This window comes from Paenibacillus sp. FJAT-26967, assembly GCF_001541095.1.
Taxonomy (GTDB): Bacteria; Bacillota; Bacilli; order Paenibacillales; family NBRC-103111; genus Paenibacillus_F.
In genome coordinates this window covers 527358-547486 of record NZ_LMXH01000002.1, presented here as the reverse complement: position 1 = coordinate 547486, position 20129 = coordinate 527358, and the positions used below count along the sequence as shown (strand labels likewise).

Sequence of the window (20129 nt, the reverse complement as noted above, 5' to 3'; positions counted from 1 at the left end):
TAACGGCATCTGGCGGGGTTCTCTTCAGTACTTGCGCGTATTTAATTATAATCCGTTATTGTACCGCATGTAATCCACTATACTTGGAGATCATCATCAGCATTTCGTTCGTAAGCGGCATAATGAATTCAGAACCAGTCATGTGGAAAATCCCGCTCCGGTTGTGCACAGTCGTTTCACGAACGACAATGCGGTAATGTTGAACGCCCGGAGACATAACCGCCACTTCACTGGCGGCTCCCTTACTCGTCGCCATTCTTACGGCACGCCCCTGTGCCTGATAAGGGACCATCGATTGAATCGCGTCCAGAGAAATGTAATAGTTGATATGAGGTTTCTGTATAATAAATTCTTTCGTGGTCACCGTCAGACCAAGATCGCTCTTCTTGTGAGAATATTTCAACTCGCCATCCGTAAGCTTAATTGCGATAAAATCAGGATTCATAGCCGTGTCCTCCCGGTCATTGGATGTATGTCCACATTAGCACAGCATACAGAACCGGGCAACCCGAGAAGTGATAAGCCTCTTTACGCACAACGTTCAGGAAGCTACCTTCAGAAGCTGAAAATTCATCTCAATGCTTTTGGCAAACATCAAATTGCCCAGCAAAAGTTTGACTTCCGTTAAATATGCCAGGTCCCCCCGCAGAATAAGATGGGAACGGTTCCTTTTTTCATCTGATTTCCAAGTGACAAGAGGAGGACGCGATAGTTCTTTAAGGGCTCGGATTACCGTATGTAATTGTTCCTGTCCCGCCACTTTGACGATCAGAAAGGTATGGTTCATTACGATCTCCTCCGGTCATTAAAAAAGATTGCAAATTCAGCAATTAGGTTGAAACGTCTTCAGCAGCACGCGCTTGCAGCCAGATACTTCCACAACATAGAGCCATCCGTATGCAGGAATCGGATAGCGATCTTTCCATCCTAAGATGGTGCGGCCCGTAAGTCAAGGAGATAGATCTCACCGGTTTCTGTGACGATAACGACTGGTGTACAGTAAATCTGCCGGTCTGCGGGCTTGTATGGACGGATGACTGTTTCAGCCCAACTATTCTGAGCATGCTTACGAACAATTTTTGAAAAGCTTGCTCTCCCCCCTATCCATTCCCTGCTTCCGGATGGCCCTTAGAAGTGGCCATTTTGGCACGAGGCGAAATTTTGATAAAGCCGCTTGTATGTATCCAGGGTGACGTCTCAGTGTTTCGCTTATGTATTTTCTAATTTTAACATACCAATTGGATATTTTCTTCAAACATCCGCAATTATTTAACCTATTTGCCACCAATATGAATCACATCAACGCACATAAATGATAAATTTTGCAAATAAAACAATATTTACAAGCAAAAGAAATGGGATTCCGATTCGAAAACTAAGGTGCTGCGTCTTATGGCGGTAAATATACATGCCCGTCCAAACACCCGCTGATCCGCCGATCAGAGCCAGCCCGAACAATCTTTTCTCCGGAATCCGCCAGCCTCCGGTTTTGGCTTTGCGTTTGTCAGAACCCATCATCACGTAAGCAATGACATTCACAACCACCAGGTATAGAATTATGATGCGAATGATCAACACCTCTTTGATTCAAAAGAATAAGTAGAACCTTCTCTTTTATTTTACATGGGTTCTTGCCAAAAAGCGAAGACCGGTATAGCGGCAGACTCCGATGTTTGCTGAATACCGATTATCCATTCCAGATTCCCTTCACCAATACCTGATACAGTCTTTAACCGGCTCCCATGGACTATAAACCGTAACGGCCGGAAGAGAAATAACAACCACAACCATTCCTATTAATTTTCTGGCAAAATAACGTATGAAGGGATCACCTCTCTCGGCAATTTTTAAATCTTGGCTTCTGCTGCATATTCTTGGTGTCCATGCTCATCTCACGTACACTTAGCTCCCATATACAACAAACCCAGTACCGGCAAGGGACTGGGTTTGTTGTATATCCTTTATTCGTTTTGCTGGCTTTCCACAAAGGTTTTCCTTTATTCAAAATCCTTCTGATTATTCTTCGTAAATCATCTTGCGGGTCATCCCGCCATCGATGACCAGATCCGTCCCGGTCACGAAATCATTGGCCGGGTCCGTCAGGTAGAAGCATGCCCGCACGATATCATCGGGCGTACCGACTCTTCCGGCAGGATGCTGATCGTGATCCGCCTGCCGGAGAGCTTCATACTCCCCCGTCTCGATCCAACCGGGGGAGATGCAGTTCACGCGGATGCGGTCACGGCCGAAGGAAACGGCCAACGCATGCGTCAGCGCGGCAATGCCGCCTTTGGAAGCGGCGTACGCTTCCGAAGAAGGCTCGGACATCATCGACCGCGTAGACGCGATGTTGACGATGCTGCCGCCCCCGCTGACCCGCATCCGCTTCGCCGCTTCGCGCGCGCACAAGAAGGTGCCGCGCAGATTCGTATGGAGGACATGGTCCCACTCCTCCACGGAGAGTTCATACGGCGTCTTCCATACGGAAACGCCGGCGTTGTTGATCAGGCTGCCGATCGGGCCATAGGCCTTCACAGCCTGAGCGATGAGCCGGACGATCTCCTCCGGCCGGCTCATGTCCGTCCGGACGAAGAGCGCTTCGCCGCCGGCTTCGCGGATCGTACGGACGTTGTCTTCTCCCCGCGGTTCGTCTGTGTCCGCGAGTATAACCTTGGCGCCGCTTTCCGCGTAACGTCGGGCCAGTGTGCGGCCGATTCCGTTAGCGGCCCCCGTAATGATAACGGATTTGGTGAATTGGGAATTATTCATCTGTGCAGACCTCCAATAATTTTACAATTAGGAAAAGAGCTCTGTTAGTCTTTACTAACGAAGTATTTTACAGTTATACCTCAGACTTGAACGACGGCTATATTTCTTCTGTACACTCAATTAAATTAAAGAAATAGACAGAGCGAATAACCATCAGCACGAATCTAACGGGCAGGTCAAGTTTAGTTTTAAACCGTTCTTTCCCTAAAACCCTTATAAGGAGATGTGCTAGTCTGTTTTAAAGGCAGATAAATTATAAATGGGGGCCCGAATTGAACATAGAATTTAGAACAATTACACAGTCAGATTCGATTATATTAAATCATTTGTTTAGTTATTATCTATATGAGCTGTCCGCATACTCTATGGAAGACGTGTCTAATGAAGGCAAATATGAGGCAGAAGACCTATCGCCCTATTATCGAGATGACAGACTGTTTCCTTACCTGATTATGGTCGATAATAGAATTGCTGGTTTCATTCTGGTAACTTCACCCCCTTACGTTACTGACGGAATCGATTACTCCGTGCAGGAGTTGTTTCTGTTACCTAGATATAGAGGACAGGGGATTGGACAGGCAGCTGTACTTCATATATTTAAACATCATCATGGACACTATGAAATATCGATGTTTCGAAATAACACAAAAGCTGTGAAGTTCTGGTCCGCCTTACTTTCTTCCTTGCACATAGATGCCGGCAGTGACATAGGAATCATAGAAATTTCCGGGAACAGATTGCCAACGCAGACTCTACGGTTTGTCATATCTAATGAGCCCTTAAGTGTACCGGCTCCAATTGATTGTACCCTTCCTCTGAAGTAGATCGCTCCCGTTTGTTCTCTTCATTTCTAATTTAAGCAATCTTAAAATTTCTCAGAGCGTTCTCTTTCACTCCTGGTGCCATTCTTGTATAATCAGAAAAAAATTATCCAACCGATTGCTGAAGGGAGTGTGGATATGCAAGCTACACATCATTATCTGGAGCTGCGCAGGTCATACGCTTCCATACCTCAAGGCCAGCCCATCCGTGTCACCCTGGTACAAATGGCGGAGCATCTCCACTGCACCGTACGCAATGTCAAGCTCATTATTCGCAAAATGCAGGAAGCCGAGTGGATTGACTGGCTCCCGGGACGGGGCCGCGGCAATAAATCACAGCTTATTTTTCACTTTACCCTGGAAGAAATGCTCATGAAGCAAGTGGCTGACATGGCGGAAAAAGAACAGTTCCAGCAGGCTTTTCAGTGGATTGATTCTTATGCGGATTCCCCTGTTCTCAAGGAAAATCTCCTGAATCTGGTATCCCGCTATTTCGGCTACCAGCCTAATAGAGACGGGGACGAAGATATTCTCCGCCTGCCGATTCAGAAAATATACAGCACCTTCGATCCCGCCGCACTTTTGTATGCGCATGATGTTCATGCCAGCCGCCAGATCTTCGATACGCTCGTACGTTTCGACCGGACAAAGCAAGAGTTTATCCCGAGTCTTGCCCATTACTGGGAGACGGACGAAAGTTCTACTCTTTGGACCTTTTATCTGCGTAAAGGCATTTTTTTTCATCATGGAAGGGAACTAGAGGCCGCAGACGTCCGCTTTTCTCTGGAGAGACTGGGCGACCCATCCGTTTTCTCTCCGCAGCGGTGGATTCTGGACAGTATAGAAGAGATTCGTGTGCTGCACCGTCGTTCTTTTCAAATTCGGCTTAAACAGCCCAATGTACTGCTGCTTCACTGTCTAAGCTCGCCAGTGGCCGCTGTTCTCCCCCGTGAATTGTGCGAAGCTGACGAGAAAACTTTCTTCGATGCGCCGGTCGGAACCGGCCCTTTCCGTATTGAAATCAAACAAGGTCAGGGGTATGCGCTGCGCGCGAATGAACGGTATTTTATGGGGCGCCCTTTTCTAGATACGGTCGAACTGGTTTTCCTGCAAGAAGCCACCGAATTTCTCATCCTGTCGGATGCTTGTAATATGGTCCATCGCTTCGCCTACCACAGCAAGTTCAAGCCGCTTCCTAACTGGAATGCCGTTGAATCCTTATCGTCCGGATGTACGCTGGTTGCCTTTAATCACCGCAAAAGCGGCCCGCTTCAAAATGTCTCGTTACGGAAATTCCTCCGGAGTATTTTGGACGGCGAGGCGATCGTGCGTGAGCTCGGTGAAAGCCGCTCGGCTCCTGCCAGCAGCTTTCTGCCTGACAAAAGTATAGCCCGGAGCCTGGTATCAGATGGGCAAATGCTGCTGCAACATGCAGATGTATTTGCCGGAACAGGAACATTGCCGCCTGAAGGCCCACCCCTATCCTTCTCGCTCCACTGCAAAGATTCCAAGAAGTATACAGAAGACACCGATTGGATGGTAGAGCAGTGCGCCAGAAACAATATTCATCTTGATGTCATCCTGCACGACCGGGAACTGTTTTTAACAACCCAGGCTTTGGAGCATGCGGACTTGATGTTATTTGAATTTGTATTGGATGAAAGCGAGACCCTTTCACTTCTTGAGATTTTTCTCCAGGAGGAGGGTTCCATCCGTAAATTATTCTCCGACAGCCAGCGGGAACAAATCGACGAAAGGGTTGCCTGGCTTATGGCAGAACCCGATGCGTCTAAACGACATGCTGTATTCGATGATCTCGAAGCACTGCTGGAAGAAGAGTGCATGATTATTTTCCTTTATCACCGCAAAATGCAGACGATGTTTCACCCCAGTGTACGGGGATTAACCCTGAATTCTCTGGGAAATATAGATTACCGGAACATTTGGTTTGAACCCGGCGACATTCTGGCTGACCCTAACTGCGGCTGCGAGAATTAATTAAGCCTTGAATTATCAAAAAGCCAAGGAGAACTCTCCCTGGCTTTTCATTATGGGGTATGAGAAAATGCGCTGGCCCGGCCCGGTCCATGCTCTTGCAGCCATTTGTCATCCGTCAAGCGGCCGTCGCCGGAGATCGGAATGATCTTACCCAGATAGGTCGGTTCAGGCTTAAACAACTCCACGAGTGCGTAATCTTTATTCCTGGCCGCAATTTCACGAAGTTTAAATTTCGGCATTCCGGCGTATTCCTGCCGGTCTGACGCGACTCCATAAGCTTCAATTCCGAGTCCCCGGGCATTATATACGGCCCGCATCAGGTGGTACTCCTGCGTTACGATGATGGCTTTGTTTACTTGAAAAATCGCCTTAGCCCGGTACATGCTGTCGTAAGTATTAAAGCCCGCGTGATCCATAAAAATCTGTTCTTCGGGAATTCCCCGTTGCTCCAGGAAGTTCTTCATGGCTCTCACCTCGTTATAGCTAACAGTTCCATGATCTCCGGAAACAAGGATTTTAGAAGCTTTTCCCTGGTCATACAGTTCTGCCGCTGTTATCATCCGGTCCAGGAGCATTCCCGACAGTCTGCCGTCCGGATGAACCCGGGCACCCAGCACAATAATTGCCTCTGCCTCTGGAGCCTGCTGTGCCTGCATAATATGACGAGAACCTGCCTTCTGGACTGAATAATCGATAATCATCACGGAAATAAATAACAAGAGAGTTAAAAGAGTTATGTAACAGGATATTTTTTTCCAATGCATTTTACGAATGAAATGTATGTCAGACACCCCCTCCTTGAAAATTATACCTAATGATTCCTGATGAACCAATCGGATTATAGATTCAATTTACGTCATTAAGACGGATACCTTCACCTTTTAATAAAAAAACCTGCCTTTTCTCCAAAGCTTCTTTTATAATAAAGAAGTCCGTTACTTAATTTATGAAGGGACCGATCAACTACGATGGAGATACGTCTTGTCCAGCAAGAAGAAATGCAGGAAGCGGCTGAGCTTGCTGACTCTATTTTCCGAGATAGTGAACAAATATCCATGGCCCAGGGGTTTCCGAATCTGTTCTCCTCTGTTTATTCCGAATCTCTTGGCGCCTTTGATAACGGCCGCCTGGTTTCGTTCATGGGACTACTCCCCGGAGCGATCCGTATCGGCCGCGCACAATTGTACACCTACTCGCTAGGTTCCGTATGTACACATACGGATAGCCGGGGTAAGGGTGTCGCCGGCGATTTATTCACCGCCGTACGCGAACGCGTTGAGAAAGCCGGCGCTTCCCTGCTGCTCGTGTCCGGTACTCGTTCTCTCTATACAAGAGCAGGCTGCCGTCCGTTCGGACTGATCCGGCAGTATACTCTCTTGCGTGAGCACGCCGCTCGTCTCAAAGAAGTATCCGGTGGAAGCTACACCGTCAGACCTTACCGCCGCGGAGACTTAACAGCGATGCACAAACTTGCCGCCGCACGTGTCGGGGCTTACGAACAAAGCATATGGGATCTTGGTCTTCTTATTGAAGCCCGCGCATACGGGAGCTGCGTCAAACTTCGTCATCAAACTTACATTGCCGAGAGGAACGGAGTACCGGCTGCATTTCTGGTTGCCGCACTCCCGGAAGAGGGACTCGGGCAAGTAAGAGAAGGCATCCGCCCGCAGGGAGCCCCCATTATGATGGAATGGGCCGGTGAAGCAGGCGGACTTGCCGCTATGCTGGCGGCTGTGGCCGAAGAGAACCGGCTCAAGCAATTCTTCGTCCCAATCGCCGTTCATGAGCAGGAAGTACACCATTTGCTTGACTTCTTGCCTGTCCAGGAGCAGCGCAATATGGGGACTGTTCTTATCTTAGATTCCCGTCTCCTGCTTGAACAGCTGCGCCCTTACCTCAATGAACGCAGTACAGATCACTCCCTGGGAGACAGACTCGTCTGTGAACCAGCGCCCGAAGACGGTGTAACGCTTCAGTTGCCGGGACTGCCCGGACTGGAGTTGACGGGAGATGAATGGACTTCCCTCTTATTTGACTGTTCAGGAATGCCGCAGCATGCCTCTGAAGAATGGAGAAAATCCCTCGGAGAGGTATTTCCTCTGCCATTCCCACATACAGCGGGACTTAATTATATCTGATTCCCGCAAAATGCTGCTCTGTGAAGCCCCCCAGCTGCAGCTCCATAACATGAAAATCCCGGCTCCCATAGTCATCTATGAGGGCCGGGATTTTCATGTTAGAAGGGGCTACTGCTGCGCTTATTATTCCGATAAACTCTTCTGAACTATGGTCTCCCACTCTTCTTCCGTTACTATCTGTTTCTCTACCACCAGCTGACGGAGCGGTTTACCCGTATGGAGCGACTCTTTGGCGATTTCCGCAGCTTTATCGTATCCGATAATCGGATTGAGCATCGTAACAAGAGACAGACTTCTATCCATCCAGAACCTGCACTGCTCTTCGTCCGCTTCAATCCCGCTCAGACAATATTCTGAGAATGTATAAATCGCATTCGACAGGATCTCAACCGACTGCAGGACATTATGGGCAATGACCGGCATCATTACATTAATCTCCAGCTGGCTTCCCATCATTGCTGTCTGAACGGCGGTATCATTGCCGACAACTTGACAGCAGACCATATACAGCATTTCCGGTATGACCGGATTCACTTTGCCCGGCATAATCGATGAGCCCGGTTGTACGGCGGGCAGCCGAATCTCGGCCAGCCCCGTCTGCGGCCCCGAGTTAAGCAGTCGGATATCGCTTGACACTTTGATAAGATGTACGGCCAGATCCCTGAGCAGGCCGCTTACCCGCAGTGCCGCAGACGGGTTCTGCATGAAGGCGAACCGGCTTTTGGCCTGCCTGTAAGCCGTGCCCGTGCGTCTGCTGATCTCCGCAACCATACGCTGCGAATACTCCGGGTGCGTGTTGACGCCCGTGCCGACCGCGTTACCGCCGATTCCAAGATCCAGCAGCCCATCGGCGGCATATTCAAGCTGCTCCCACATACGTTCGATGGTAGCTGCATACCCTTCGAATTCCTGGCCCAGTCTTATCGGAACAGCATCTTGGAGGTGGGTGCGTCCCGATTTGACGACAGAATGGAATTGATGGGATTTGTTCCACAATTCACCTGTCAGACGCTCCATGGCCGGAAGAAGCTTGCGCGTCAGCGACTCATGCAGGGACATACAGATAGCGGTAGGAATAGTATCATTAGTCGATTGGCCTTTATTCACATGATCGTTCGGATGAATCTGATCTTTACGGTCCCGGGCGAATCCGAGTTTCTCAAGAGCCACATTCGCAATCACTTCATTGGCATTCATGTTCTGTGAGGTTCCTGCCCCTGCCTGAAATGCATCGACGACAAACTGATCGTCCCACTTGCCCTCGATCACTTCTTCAGCGGCCGCCACTATAGTATCGGCAGCCGTTTCATCCAGCTCCCCCAGCTCCCGATGCACAGCTGCCGCCGAAGCTTTAATAATTCCTTGTGCTTTAATGAATTCACGCGGAAGTCTTAGCCCGCTGATCGTAAAGTTACGGACTGCCCGCTGAGTCTGGGCGCCGTAATAAGCTTCCGCAGGCAAAATGACTTCCCCGAGTGAATCGCTCGTAGTCCGGGTCCTGGACCTGGACGGGTCTTCGTTTAACTCTGTCATAGAAGTACCTCCCGCAGTAATCTGGTATATTTCAGTTATTCTTTATGTTGGGATCATGTTACAAACAAGCCTTTAGCCATTCTTACCCGATTTTGTTTATTCTGATAGACCGCTCTTATCGAAGATCATGAACGATCCCCTTCGAATGCCCACAGATTAGTATGACCAGCCGCCGTAATTTCTCACCGGCGTCCTTGTAATCTCAGGCAACATAATAGATTTACGGGATTTGGTGCCGATGCCCTAACGTTTACCCGCTTTAGCGATCGGGTAGAGCTAAAGAGACTGCGGACTTAGTGCCAGCCGCACACTGATTTTCGATATGCTTACTTTTCAGCTGCCGGCGCCAGGCGATTTTTGAGCCTTCTGCACTTATCTTTTATAATAAGAGGGCAGGCATTCTCAATTGACTCAATGAAGGAGGAAACATGATGACTATCCCCTCACTACATAGAAATGAAAAGCATAGAAACGATGAGGATTGGTTTAACCTGATCAACGGCGAGTGGATTCCCTCCGGAAGCGGTAAAACCAACCCCGTGCTGAATCCATCCACGCTCAAGGAAATCGCTACTGTTCCTGTATGCGGTAAAGAGGAAACACTACAGGCGATTTCAGCAGCGCATCAAGCTTTTCAGACCTGGAGCGCAACTTCCGCATACGAACGTTCGGCTATCCTCATGAACTGGTACAGCCTGATGATGGAGCACCAGGACGAACTGGCGAAGCTGATGACCGCCGAACAAGGTAAACCTTATGAGGAAGCCAAAGGCGAAATCGCTTATGCGGCCAGCTTCATTTCCTGGTATGCCGAAGAAGGAAAAAGGTTGTACGGCGACATCATCCCGGCCTCGACTGCGAATAAACGGATGTTCGTAATCCGTCAGCCTGTCGGGGTCATAGCCGCTATCACGCCTTGGAACTTCCCCGCCGCCATGATTACCCGCAAAGTTGCGCCTGCTCTGGCTTCCGGTTGCACCTGCATTGTCAAACCTGCCGGCCAGACGCCGCTTACAGCCCTCTATATGGCCAAACTTGCGGAAGAAGCGGGCGTCCCTGCGGGTGTGCTGAACGTTATCACCGGCAAATCATCCGTCATCGGCGATACGTTGTTCGAGGATTCCCGCGTTGCTAAAGTCACGTTCACCGGCTCAACCGAAGTCGGCAAACATATTATGCGTGCGTCAGCCGCTACGATGAAGAAAATTTCGTTGGAACTTGGCGGTCATGCGCCTGTTATTGTACTGGACGACGCCGACGCGGAACTGGCTGCCGAGCAGACTCTGTTGTCCAAGTTCCGCAACGCCGGCCAGACCTGCGTCTGTGCCAACCGCATTTATGTACAGAAGGGCATCCGCCTGAAGTTTGAACGGCTTCTTGGAGAGAAAATGGCCCGTCTGAAAGTCGGAGACGGGATGAAGTCTGACACCTCGATCGGCCCCCTGATCGACGAAGACGGGATGAATAAAGTCATTCGTCAAGTCGAGAATGCGGTCAGCCGAGGAGCCAAGATTGTGACCGGGGGCCAAGCCGTTAAGATAGCAGGGCATGACGGCTACTTCTATGAACCGACTCTGCTGACCGGTGTCGATGCCTCAATGGAAATTATGCAGGAGGAAACTTTCGGACCGGTAGCGCCCATTGTTGAGTTCGAAGATCCAGAAGATGCGGTCCGTCAAGCGAACGATTCTCCCTTCGGTCTCGCATCCTACCTATTCACATCGAATCTTAATCAGGCGATCCGTATAGCCGAACGCCTTCAATTCGGTATTGTGGGGGTTAATGACGGCCTCCCATCATCGGCGCAGGCTCCTTTCGGAGGAATGAAAGAAAGCGGCCTCGGACGTGAAGGCGGTAAATATGGTATCGAGGAGTATGTGGAGATCAAGTACATTTCACTAGGTTTGCAAAGTTAATCCGCGTCGCCATCACCCAGTCAAGAAATAAACGTCTTCATGCATGGCCTGTAACAGGCCTTCCTGCAGAAGACGTTTTTTAATTTGCGGTCATTCCTGATCGATTGTTCTCACTTTGCCGGAATACTCACATCCCGAAAGTAATATGAAACCTGAATCTCCAGCTCTTTCTTATGCTCGATATCCGAGAAGTTTAGCGTAACAGGCTCTATAATTCCGGCTACTATAATCCTAATTTCGCCATGATCGCCTTCTGTAATTTCGTAACTGATTAATTTTTCTTTTGTATAAAAATGTCTGGCTATACAGAGCCCATTCTCTCCGAGATAGAAATGCTCAGAATGATTCAGGTGCAGCACACAAACGGCACTTATTGTAATCAGAAGCCATTCGTTTCCCCCAAAGGTAAAGAACAGCGCCAGGTAAGCTAAAGCTAACGTCCAGCTCATCTTTCGCACGTTCCCTTGGGCGTATACAAAACCAACATGCTTTTTAGCCTGCACCGATTGAAACAGCTTGAAGAAAATGACGGATCCTGCAATCAGACCGATAATTAACTGGATATACAAGAATAGAAGCCCCCTTAGCAGTCTTCGTCAAATTAACTTCCCTTATTTTACCATAATACACGCCTCTTCTCTCCTTTCATACAAAAAAAGACCGCTTCAAGAGCGGCCGGATTTACCCGTATTCGTATGATTCGCTGTAATCAATTCACACTTATTCTTGAAGCTGAGGCAAGACTTGCTCATCTATCGGTTGGTCGTGCTGCTGCACTCCCCTGCGGGTCCGCTCCAGCCAAACCATAATGTCGCTTGCCACTTCATCCCGGTTCACTTCGTTCAGCAGCTCATGTCTTTTGTTCGCATAAAGTTTGCACTCCACATGACTCAGTCCCAGCTTGCCGTATATACTCTGAAGAGCGAGTACCCCTTTGCCCTGTCCTCCGACCGGATCTTTGTCACCTGCAATCAGATAAATGGGAAGATCCTTTGGAATGAGCTTGAGATGCTTCTTTAAATGAATTTGTCCCAGGTGCGAGAAAAACTCCTTGAAAAAGTTAGTCGTACAGACGTATCCGCAGAGCGGATCTTCAATAAACTTATCCACTTCCTTGTCATCCGAACTCAGCCAGTCAAACTCCGTACGGTTCGGGCGGAAAGGAATATTAAAGCTGCCGAGTGCCAGATGCGTTAACAGCTTGCCTCTGAACCGGTCACCTTTACGCAGAATGATTAAATTGGCGAGCGCCGATCCCGCTTTCAAGATGCTGCCGTGCGGACCGTTCGTCCCGCAGAGAATAACGCCCCGGTAAAGTTCAGGCGCCCGGTACAGAACCTTCTGCGCCAGGAAAGACCCCATGCTGTGCGCGAATAAAAAGAGCGGAAGTCCCGGGTGATTCTTACGGGCCTGCATGGCAAGCGTAATGATATCCGAGGTCATCCCGTTGAAACCATCCCGGCCCGGATAACCCAGATCATCTGCATTCAAGGCGGTGCGGCCATGTCCGCGGTGGTCATTGGCGTATACAATATAACCTCCTGCGGTCAGCTGTTCTGCAAAACGGCTGTATCTGCCCGCATGCTCGGCCATACCATGTGCGATCTGCACGATTCCCTGAGGCAGCGTCCCCGCTTCCGGCTCCCACAAATGGACAAAAACGGACGAGCCTGCACCGGTGTCTAAATGAAAGTGGGATTGCTTCATTTCTTCACCCGTCCCTTTCTTAAGTAAAGTGATTTCGCTCTTACAACCTCTTCCAGTCTTGCTTAATCCATTCAGGGCTGCAGCCATCCGATCTGGATAACGAACAAAGCCGCGAATACATAAAGAACGGGATGCACTTCCCTGAAATGTCCCCGCGCCGCCTTCAGTACAATATAAAAAATAAATCCGATGCCTATACTTGTTGAAACACTGTACGTAAGCGGCATGGACACAATAACGAGGAAGGCCGGAAACGACTCTTCGAAGTTATTCCAGTCAATGTGCAGCAAATCTTTGATCATATAGTACCCGACGATTATCAAGGCCGGAGCAGTGATCGAAGGCAGACTCGCCAAAGTCTCCGCTACCGGTGCCAGGAAGGCGACAGTACCCAGCAGCAGGCAGGTTACGATTGCCGTAAGTCCGGTGCGGCCTCCGGCGGCGATTCCGGACCCTGATTCAATCAGTGTCGTGACCGGACTTGTACCCATCAGTCCGCCTGCTGTCACGCCGGCTGCATTAGCCATCAAAGCGCTTCGTGAGCGTGGGAATTTGCCCTCTTTCATTAACCCCGCCTGCTCTGCCAGACTCACCAGAGTGCCCGTCGTATCGAATACCGAGATCAGCAGGAACGTAAAGGTTAGCGCGAATAACCCCTGTTCGAATACGCCTTTAATATCCAGCTGCATCCACGTTCCGCCCATGCCCCCGGGCCATGCAAACCATTGATCAGGCAGCACGAGCAGGCCCATGAGCCAACCGATGAGCGAACTGATCAGCATCCCGATAAATAAGGCGCCCCGGACCCGGTATGACATCAGTACGAGAGTCACGATCAGCCCGATGCAGGCAAGAAGAGTCCCGGGTTCATGCAAGCTTCCGAACATGACTAACGTATCCGGAGAAGCCACGATGAGTTTAGCATTTTGAAGCCCTACAAAACATATAAACAATCCTGTGCCTGCTGTAATCGCATATTTAAGCGATGCCGGAATGGTTTCGATCAGAAGCCTACCATGACGGCTTAAAGAAACCAGCATAAACAATATACCCGCCAGAAAAACAGAGCCCAGCGCAACCTGCCACGAAACTCCCGCTCCCTGCACAGCGCCAAAGGCAAAGAAAGCATTGATCCCCATCCCCGGGGCAATCACGATCGGATAATTACCGGCTAATGCTATGATCAGCGTAGATAAAATCGTCGTTAGGATCGTTGCAGCAAAGACGGCATGAAAATCCATCCCGGCCTCGCTTAGAATCCCTGGATTGACAATCACCACAAAAGCCATGGTCATGAAGGTGGTAAAACCGGCCAGCACTTCCGTCGACAAAGTGGTGTTTCGTTCTTGTAATTGAAACCATTCGCTTACCTTGTTCAAAAAATGTCCCATTCCTTTCCTTGCTGCTGCTAATCATGAATTGTATCACGAAATCAAGGAGAGATCACCTGGATGCCTTTATTAAATAGCGTTTCCAACGGGTTGATATTCAAGCCGGAACAGCAAAGAACCCGGATTCTCATAGAATCCGGGCCTATTCCGCTCTGAGTGTCACCGAGCAAGCTAAATCAACTTCTTCCATCGCTCACCTTGCGCTCCACGTGCAGTTTGGAGCCGTTAGCGGCTTGTTTGGTTTCGTTATCGAAGCGTTTACGCTCTGTCCGTTCGATTTGGGCAATTCGGCCGTCATGAATAATGATTTGAACCGTGCCATACTCTAACCCGTTAATGCTTTGGATAATACGTTCAATCCAGAGTTCATTCAGTTCAACTGGTTTGGCCATCCCCATCAACCTCTCTTTTATCGTATCAAATCATCCAATCGTACCATTCCTTCTTACGCTTCTGCAGATCCAGCAGCCATGCGGACGTCTTCCCGATCAGTGTAAGCGTACTGTCCCGGTTCGAAAACGTATGATCCGCTTGAAAAATAAGTTCAAGATCGCACTGCCCGTCTGCCCTCAGCCAGAACATTTTTTGATAAAGAGGCGCATAGTCAACCGGGATATCATCGTCTGCAGTACCGTGGGCGATGAGAACATCTCCCCCGAATTTACGCAGCTGCTCGAACGGCTGATGTTTGGAGAGCGAATCGAAAAATACCGGGGTAAGCAGGTACCCTTTATGATCAATGCCCTTATCTGCTTCCAGCTGACGATAAGCGTCCTTTCCGACGATTCGAACAATATCGTTGTGAGGATGAGCTACTGCCGACCACATCACGAGCGTCCGGACACGGCGGTCGGATGCTGCTGTCAGTAAAGCGACAGCGCCGCCGAGACTGTGACCGAGCAGCACCACCTGATGGGAATCGACGCAGTCGAGGCTGAGTGCATAATCCAGTACGCGGCGAGTCTGGACAATCATGGCGTCAAGCCCCTCAGACCCGTAATCCCCGGTACTTTCGCCACAGCCGGCATAATCGAAGCGCAGGACCATATAGCCCTGGCTGCTGAACGCCCTCGCTGCTTTGACGAACAGCCGGTCAACTCCGATCCGGTTTCCGATAAAACCGTGACAGATGACGATAACCGGCCATTTGCCGCTGCCTCCGCGGCAGTCCGCCCCTTCTTTGTCTGTTGGATAATGCAGCGTCGCTGCAAGCTCCAGCTCCCCGCATGGGATCGTGATGTGATGTTCCATAAGCCTTATTCCTTTCCTGGTGCGAATTATGCAGGTTCCGGTCAGATGTGAACCGGCATGGGATCATATTTAAGAGCATTCTCAACCGTTCTCGTCTGAGTTCCGTCAAAGACGTATAAACGATGAACCAGCACACGTACCTGATCACCCGGCTCTAAAGGAGCCTGCTCCAGTGAACGATACCCGATCAGCCGGTAAGGGCCCGTATCGACTTCCACCTGCCAGTTGGATCCCCGGAAATACGTGCTGTGAACCACTCCATCGGCAGCAGCCGTCTGACGGCTGATTTCGTGCGGAAGCCCGATTTCAACGAACTCCGGACGAACAATGGCCGCCAGTTCCCCTTCTTCCTCGAAGCCGATCAGCGAACCTGCTTCCGCAAGCGGAGAAGACTCTCCGATAAACGAAGCGACGAACGGAGTCGACGGTTCCTTGTAGATGTCCAGCGGCGATCCTTTTTGCTCGATCCTGCCTTTGTTCACAATCATGATCTCGTCGGCGACTTCGACAGCTTCCTCCTGATCATGCGTTACAAAAATGGTTGTGATGCCGACTCTGCTGATCATCTCCCGGAGCCAGCTGCGCAGCTCTTTACGAACCTTGGCGTCAATGGCTGCAAAAGGCTCATCGAGCAGCAGCAGCTGTGGTTCGGGCGCCAAGGCTCTGGCAAAAGCGACCCGCTGCCGCTGTCCGCCCGATAACTGATGAGGCAGACGCTTCTCCAGGCCGTTCAGTCCGGTCAGCTGAAGCAGTTCCTCGACTCGGGAACGGATTTCCGTCTTGCTGCGCTTCTGAACGCGGAGACCGAAAGCGATGTTTTCGAAGACAGTCATATGTTTGAAGAGCGCATAATTCTGGAAGACGAAACCGATATGTCTCTCTTGAGGCATAAGGTTGTTGACCTGTTCACCGTGGAACAGAATTTGGCCGGAATCCGGCTGCTCCAGGCCGGCAAGCATACGGAGAATCGTTGTTTTGCCCCCGCCGCTCGGGCCGAGCAGGCCGATTAGTTTTCCCTGCTGAATCTCGAACGAAATGTCCTTGGCCGCCTCGTATGAGCCGAATGATTTGTTAATCCCTTGTACGCGGATATGCATTGGTTAACTTCCCCCGTTCACTGAGTTTGAGCCGGTCTCGGCGTTTTGCCTGCTGGTCTGGTGAAACTTCCATTCCACAAGGCTTTTGACAATCAAGGTCAAGACGGCAAGCAGCACGAGCAGGGAAGCTACCGCAAAAGAAGCCGCGAACTGATATTCGTTATATAAAATTTCGATATGAAGCGGGACGGTATTCGTCTTGCCCCGGATATGACCCGACACAACCGATACAGCACCGAATTCTCCCATTGCTCTGGCATTACAAAGAATAATACCGTACAAGAGACCCCATTTGATGTTCGGGATCGTCACCTTCCAGAAAATCCGCCAGCCTTTGGCGCCCAGCGTTGCCGCAGCTTCTTCTTCCTGCGTCCCCTGGGACTGCATGAGAGGAATAAGTTCACGTGCAACGAACGGGAAGGTGACGAACACAGTCGCTAAGACAATTCCGGGAAGAGCGAACAAGATCTTGATGTCATTCTCCGCGAGAAAGGGGCCGAACCATCCCTGTGCTCCAAAAAGAAGAACAAATACAAGTCCGGCAATAACCGGTGAAATAGCGAAAGGCAAGTCAATCAGAGTAATAAGGACGTTTTTGCCGCGGAAACGAAACTTCGTAATCGCCCATGCAGCGGCTATGCCGAATATAACGTTGAGCGGAACCGCAATAGCCGCGGTCGTCAAAGTGAGTTTGATAGCCGCAAGAGCTTCCTTCTGAGTCAGAGCGGCGATGTACACTTCCCAGCCTTTCCTGAAGGCTTGAATAAACACGGTCGCGAGTGGTAAAACGAGCAGCAGCGTAAGGAAAAGCAGGGCTGTGCCGATCAAAATCCACTGTACCCCTCGCGGTTCCGAAATATGCTTCGGCGGTTCTGAGGACGCCGTCCCGAAATTAGCGGCTACTTGGCCTGCCATAAAGTATCAGCTCCTTTCGCGGTCATCCGCTTATCCGCCGGTTCGATATCATTTGGAGCGCATTCGTTACCAGCAGGAGCACGAAAGAGATGATCAGCATGACGAGCGCAATCGCTGTCGCTCCGGCATAATCATATTGCTCCAGCTTCGTCATGATGAGCAGCGGCGTGATCTCGGTCTTCATCGGCATATTGCCGGAGATGAAGACTACCGATCCATACTCGCCGATAGCTCTGGCGAATGCAAGCGTGAAGCCCGTCAGCAGCGCGGGCATCAGCTGCGGGAAAATAACGCGGCGGAACGTCCGCCAGCGGGAGGCTCCGAGGCTCACGGCCGCTTCTTCCGTTTCATGCTCCAGCTCCTGCAGCACAGGCTGCACGGTGCGGACTACGAACGGAAGACCGATGAACGTGAGCGCAATCACGACGCCTAGCGGCGAGAAGGCTGTCTTGATGCCGAGCGGCGCGAGTATGCTGCCGATCCAGCCGTTGTCGTCGTACAGGCTTGTCAGCGCTATACCGGCTACGGCCGTCGGCAGCGCGAACGGCATGTCGACGAGCGCGTCGACAATCTTCTTGCCCGGGAAGCGGTAACGGACGAGCACCCAGGCTATCAGCAGACCGAACACCGCATTGATCAGTGCCGCTGCTAGAGAAGCGCCGAAGCTGAGCTTGTAGGAGGCGATGACCCGGTCATCCGTCACGGCGTTCCAGAACTGTTCGAACGTCAGACCTGTCGTCTTCCATACAACAGCAGATAAAGGAAATAAGACAATCAAGCTTAAGTAAAGCACGGTAAAACCCATGGATAACCCGAACCCGGGCAGAATACGCTTTGGTTTACTGCGTCTGGCCATTTGCTAACACGTCCCCTTGATCGCCTTTCCGAGTGGTGCCGGTTTGTACCGTCGCACCCGGGCACGCTTCATTATTTCGGTTTGTAAATCTGGTCGAACACGCCGCCATCGGCAAAATGGGTCTTCTGCACTTTCGCCCAGCCGCCGAATTCCGGATCATTAATCGTAAAGAGGTTAATTTCCTTGAATTTGTCTGCATACTGCTTGGCTACAGATTCCAGGCGCGGCCTGTAGTAGTTCTCTGCTGCGATTTTCTGCCCTTCTTCACTGTACAGGTACTCCAGGTATGCTTGAGCTACTTCTTTCGTCCCCTTCTTCGCGGCATTCTTATCTACGATGGCCACAGGAGGTTCGGCAAGAACACTGATGGAAGGCGTTACAATTTCAAACTCATTTTTGCCGAGTTCGTTCAGCGAAAGGTAAGCTTCGTTCTCCCAGGCGATTAAGACATCACCCATGTTCCTTTCTACAAAAGTAGTTGTCGAGTCGCGTGCGCCCGTTCCGAGAACCGGTGCATTCTTAAATAGCTGCGTAACAAATTCCTTCGCTTTCGCCTCATCGTTGTTGTTCTTCTTAAGCGCATACCCCCATGCAGCCACATAATTCCAGCGCGCTCCGCCTGAGGTCTTAGGGTTAGGCGTAATGACCGCAACACCCGGCTTGACCAGATCGTCCCAGTCTTTGATGCCTTTCGGATTCCCTTTGCGGACAAGGAACACAATCGTAGAGGTGTAAGGAGTCGAGTTATTCTTCAGTTCCGTTTCCCAGCCCTTGTCGATCAGACCCGCCGCTTGAACCTGGTCAATATCATAAGCAAGTGCCAGCGTAACCACATCCGCTTCCGATCCTTCTATGACGGATCTGGCCTGTTTGCCCGATCCCCCATGCGACTGGTTAATGGTTACGGTCTGGCCCTTTTCTTGTTTCCAATGTTTGATGAAAGCCTCATTGTATTTCTGGTACAGTTCTCTCGTCGGGTCATAAGATACATTAAGCAGTTCAATTGCTTTTGGTGAAGAACCGTTCTCCGAAACTTTTGTATCTGTCGTTTCGTTCCCACCGCCGCAAGCGGTTAATCCGGTAAGCAGCGAAGTCAATGTCAGGACCATAACCGACCGGCCCAGCACTTTTTTAAAAGAATGTGATTGTACAGCCATGAACAAAATACCCCTTTCGATTTGGCAACTAGGTAAATCTTCGACATTCTTACGAGTTATCTTCGCGTCTCCGGTGGTCCGGTGGACAAAATAAACAAATCCTATAAGTTTAGTAAGAATTATTTATAAATCAATATAGCACCCGCTAATATCACGTGTCAATACGTAATTTTACAAAAATTTCTAAGTGCCTGTCCGTCTCTTTGTTAATAACAGGAAGCCGTTTCAAACCCGCTTAAGCCGTGTAAAAATAGCTTGGAAACATACTAGAGACATAGCAGGTCCTCTCAACCGGGACTTGCTGCAAGCGGAGGTAATATTGAATATGGAAGCCATTTTTATAGAAGCGGAAGAGATGGGGAACCGTTATGCTTACGACGATGAGCAGGTTTTGATTGTCCATCTGCAGAATGACATTCTAGTGGAGAATGTTCACAGCGACCTGGATATAGAAACTTATCTGGACCGGTTTCAGAATGATGCGAAGCAAGTTGAGCTGATTAGCTTGGGAGAGTTTAACGAGCGTCTTGACGACATGCTGCTTCACTATTAAACCGATAATCATTTAAAAATAACTCAC

The 20129-nt window shown here is 50.0% G+C and carries 20 protein-coding genes; 5 read left to right on the top strand and 15 right to left on the bottom strand.

Annotated elements, in window-relative coordinates; translation table 11 throughout:
* Positions 1-55: 55 nt before the first annotated feature.
* The 4 genes from AR333_RS12415 to AR333_RS12400 form a co-directional block, all read right to left on the bottom strand.
* The gene (locus AR333_RS12415; RefSeq protein ID WP_068775666.1) at positions 56-445 is read right to left on the bottom strand and encodes a hypothetical protein; all 390 of its coding nucleotides are present in this window, start codon (positions 443-445) and stop codon (positions 56-58) included.
* A 96-nt stretch (positions 446-541) separates the two neighbouring features.
* Positions 542-787 (bottom strand): hypothetical protein, encoded by a 246-nt coding sequence (locus AR333_RS12410; RefSeq protein ID WP_068775665.1) that lies wholly within the window; start codon positions 785-787, stop codon positions 542-544.
* 512 nt (positions 788-1299) lie between these two features.
* Complete coding sequence (locus tag AR333_RS12405) at positions 1300-1578, bottom strand: DUF1294 domain-containing protein (RefSeq protein WP_156430891.1); 279 nt, start codon at positions 1576-1578, stop codon at positions 1300-1302.
* Positions 1579-2016: 438 nt separating this feature from the next.
* On the bottom strand, positions 2017-2769 hold the full coding sequence (locus AR333_RS12400; protein WP_068775664.1) for an SDR family NAD(P)-dependent oxidoreductase: 753 nt from the start codon (positions 2767-2769) through the stop codon (positions 2017-2019).
* A 365-nt stretch (positions 2770-3134) separates the two neighbouring features.
* Here AR333_RS12400 and AR333_RS25750 point away from each other — a divergent pair, with 365 nt between their 5' ends.
* Positions 3135-3593, top strand: a complete 459-nt coding sequence (locus AR333_RS25750) for a GNAT family N-acetyltransferase (RefSeq protein ID WP_367584483.1) — start codon at positions 3135-3137, stop codon at positions 3591-3593.
* 135 nt (positions 3594-3728) lie between these two features.
* Positions 3729-5588, top strand: a complete 1860-nt coding sequence (locus AR333_RS12390; RefSeq protein ID WP_068775662.1) for an ABC transporter substrate-binding protein — start codon at positions 3729-3731, stop codon at positions 5586-5588.
* Between the two features lie 50 nt (positions 5589-5638).
* Here the strand turns inward: AR333_RS12390 and AR333_RS12385 are convergent, their stop codons facing one another.
* Positions 5639-6244 (bottom strand): vancomycin high temperature exclusion protein, encoded by a 606-nt coding sequence (locus tag AR333_RS12385; RefSeq protein ID WP_253735822.1) that lies wholly within the window; start codon positions 6242-6244, stop codon positions 5639-5641.
* 312 nt (positions 6245-6556) lie between these two features.
* On the opposite strand from AR333_RS12385, the gene AR333_RS12380 reads away from it, so the two are divergent.
* Entirely contained in the window at positions 6557-7726 is a 1170-nt protein-coding gene (locus AR333_RS12380) for a GNAT family N-acetyltransferase (protein WP_068775660.1), read from the top strand.
* A 123-nt stretch (positions 7727-7849) separates the two neighbouring features.
* Here AR333_RS12380 and AR333_RS12375 read toward each other — a convergent pair whose 3' ends face one another.
* Positions 7850-9259 (bottom strand): aspartate ammonia-lyase, encoded by a 1410-nt coding sequence (locus tag AR333_RS12375; protein WP_068775659.1) that lies wholly within the window; start codon positions 9257-9259, stop codon positions 7850-7852.
* A 431-nt stretch (positions 9260-9690) separates the two neighbouring features.
* On the opposite strand from AR333_RS12375, the gene AR333_RS12370 reads away from it, so the two are divergent.
* The gene (locus AR333_RS12370) at positions 9691-11175 is read left to right on the top strand and encodes an NAD-dependent succinate-semialdehyde dehydrogenase (RefSeq protein WP_068775658.1); all 1485 of its coding nucleotides are present in this window, start codon (positions 9691-9693) and stop codon (positions 11173-11175) included.
* Between the two features lie 110 nt (positions 11176-11285).
* Here AR333_RS12370 and AR333_RS12365 read toward each other — a convergent pair whose 3' ends face one another.
* The 9 genes from AR333_RS12365 to AR333_RS12325 form a co-directional block, all read right to left on the bottom strand.
* The gene (locus AR333_RS12365; protein WP_068775657.1) at positions 11286-11744 is read right to left on the bottom strand and encodes a hypothetical protein; all 459 of its coding nucleotides are present in this window, start codon (positions 11742-11744) and stop codon (positions 11286-11288) included.
* Between the two features lie 151 nt (positions 11745-11895).
* Positions 11896-12882: an alpha/beta hydrolase gene (locus AR333_RS12360; protein WP_068775656.1), complete on the bottom strand. Its 987-nt coding sequence runs from the start codon at positions 12880-12882 to the stop codon at positions 11896-11898.
* A 71-nt stretch (positions 12883-12953) separates the two neighbouring features.
* Positions 12954-14261, bottom strand: coding sequence for an NCS2 family permease (locus AR333_RS12355; RefSeq protein ID WP_068776092.1), 1308 nt, complete (start codon positions 14259-14261; stop codon positions 12954-12956).
* 188 nt (positions 14262-14449) lie between these two features.
* On the bottom strand, positions 14450-14665 hold the full coding sequence (locus tag AR333_RS12350; protein ID WP_068775655.1) for a YezD family protein: 216 nt from the start codon (positions 14663-14665) through the stop codon (positions 14450-14452).
* Between the two features lie 25 nt (positions 14666-14690).
* On the bottom strand, positions 14691-15524 hold the full coding sequence (locus tag AR333_RS12345) for a S9 family peptidase (protein ID WP_068775654.1): 834 nt from the start codon (positions 15522-15524) through the stop codon (positions 14691-14693).
* A gap of 41 nt (positions 15525-15565) precedes the next feature.
* The gene (locus AR333_RS12340; RefSeq protein ID WP_068775653.1) at positions 15566-16621 is read right to left on the bottom strand and encodes a sulfate/molybdate ABC transporter ATP-binding protein; all 1056 of its coding nucleotides are present in this window, start codon (positions 16619-16621) and stop codon (positions 15566-15568) included.
* 3 nt (positions 16622-16624) lie between these two features.
* On the bottom strand, positions 16625-17536 hold the full coding sequence (gene cysW, locus AR333_RS12335) for a sulfate ABC transporter permease subunit CysW (protein WP_068775652.1): 912 nt from the start codon (positions 17534-17536) through the stop codon (positions 16625-16627).
* 22 nt (positions 17537-17558) lie between these two features.
* The gene (gene cysT, locus AR333_RS12330; protein ID WP_068775651.1) at positions 17559-18392 is read right to left on the bottom strand and encodes a sulfate ABC transporter permease subunit CysT; all 834 of its coding nucleotides are present in this window, start codon (positions 18390-18392) and stop codon (positions 17559-17561) included.
* Positions 18393-18463: 71 nt separating this feature from the next.
* Positions 18464-19549 (bottom strand): sulfate ABC transporter substrate-binding protein, encoded by a 1086-nt coding sequence (locus AR333_RS12325; protein WP_084783626.1) that lies wholly within the window; start codon positions 19547-19549, stop codon positions 18464-18466.
* Between the two features lie 325 nt (positions 19550-19874).
* Here AR333_RS12325 and AR333_RS12320 point away from each other — a divergent pair, with 325 nt between their 5' ends.
* Positions 19875-20102, top strand: coding sequence for a hypothetical protein (locus AR333_RS12320; RefSeq protein ID WP_253735821.1), 228 nt, complete (start codon positions 19875-19877; stop codon positions 20100-20102).
* Positions 20103-20129: the final 27 nt, after the last annotated feature.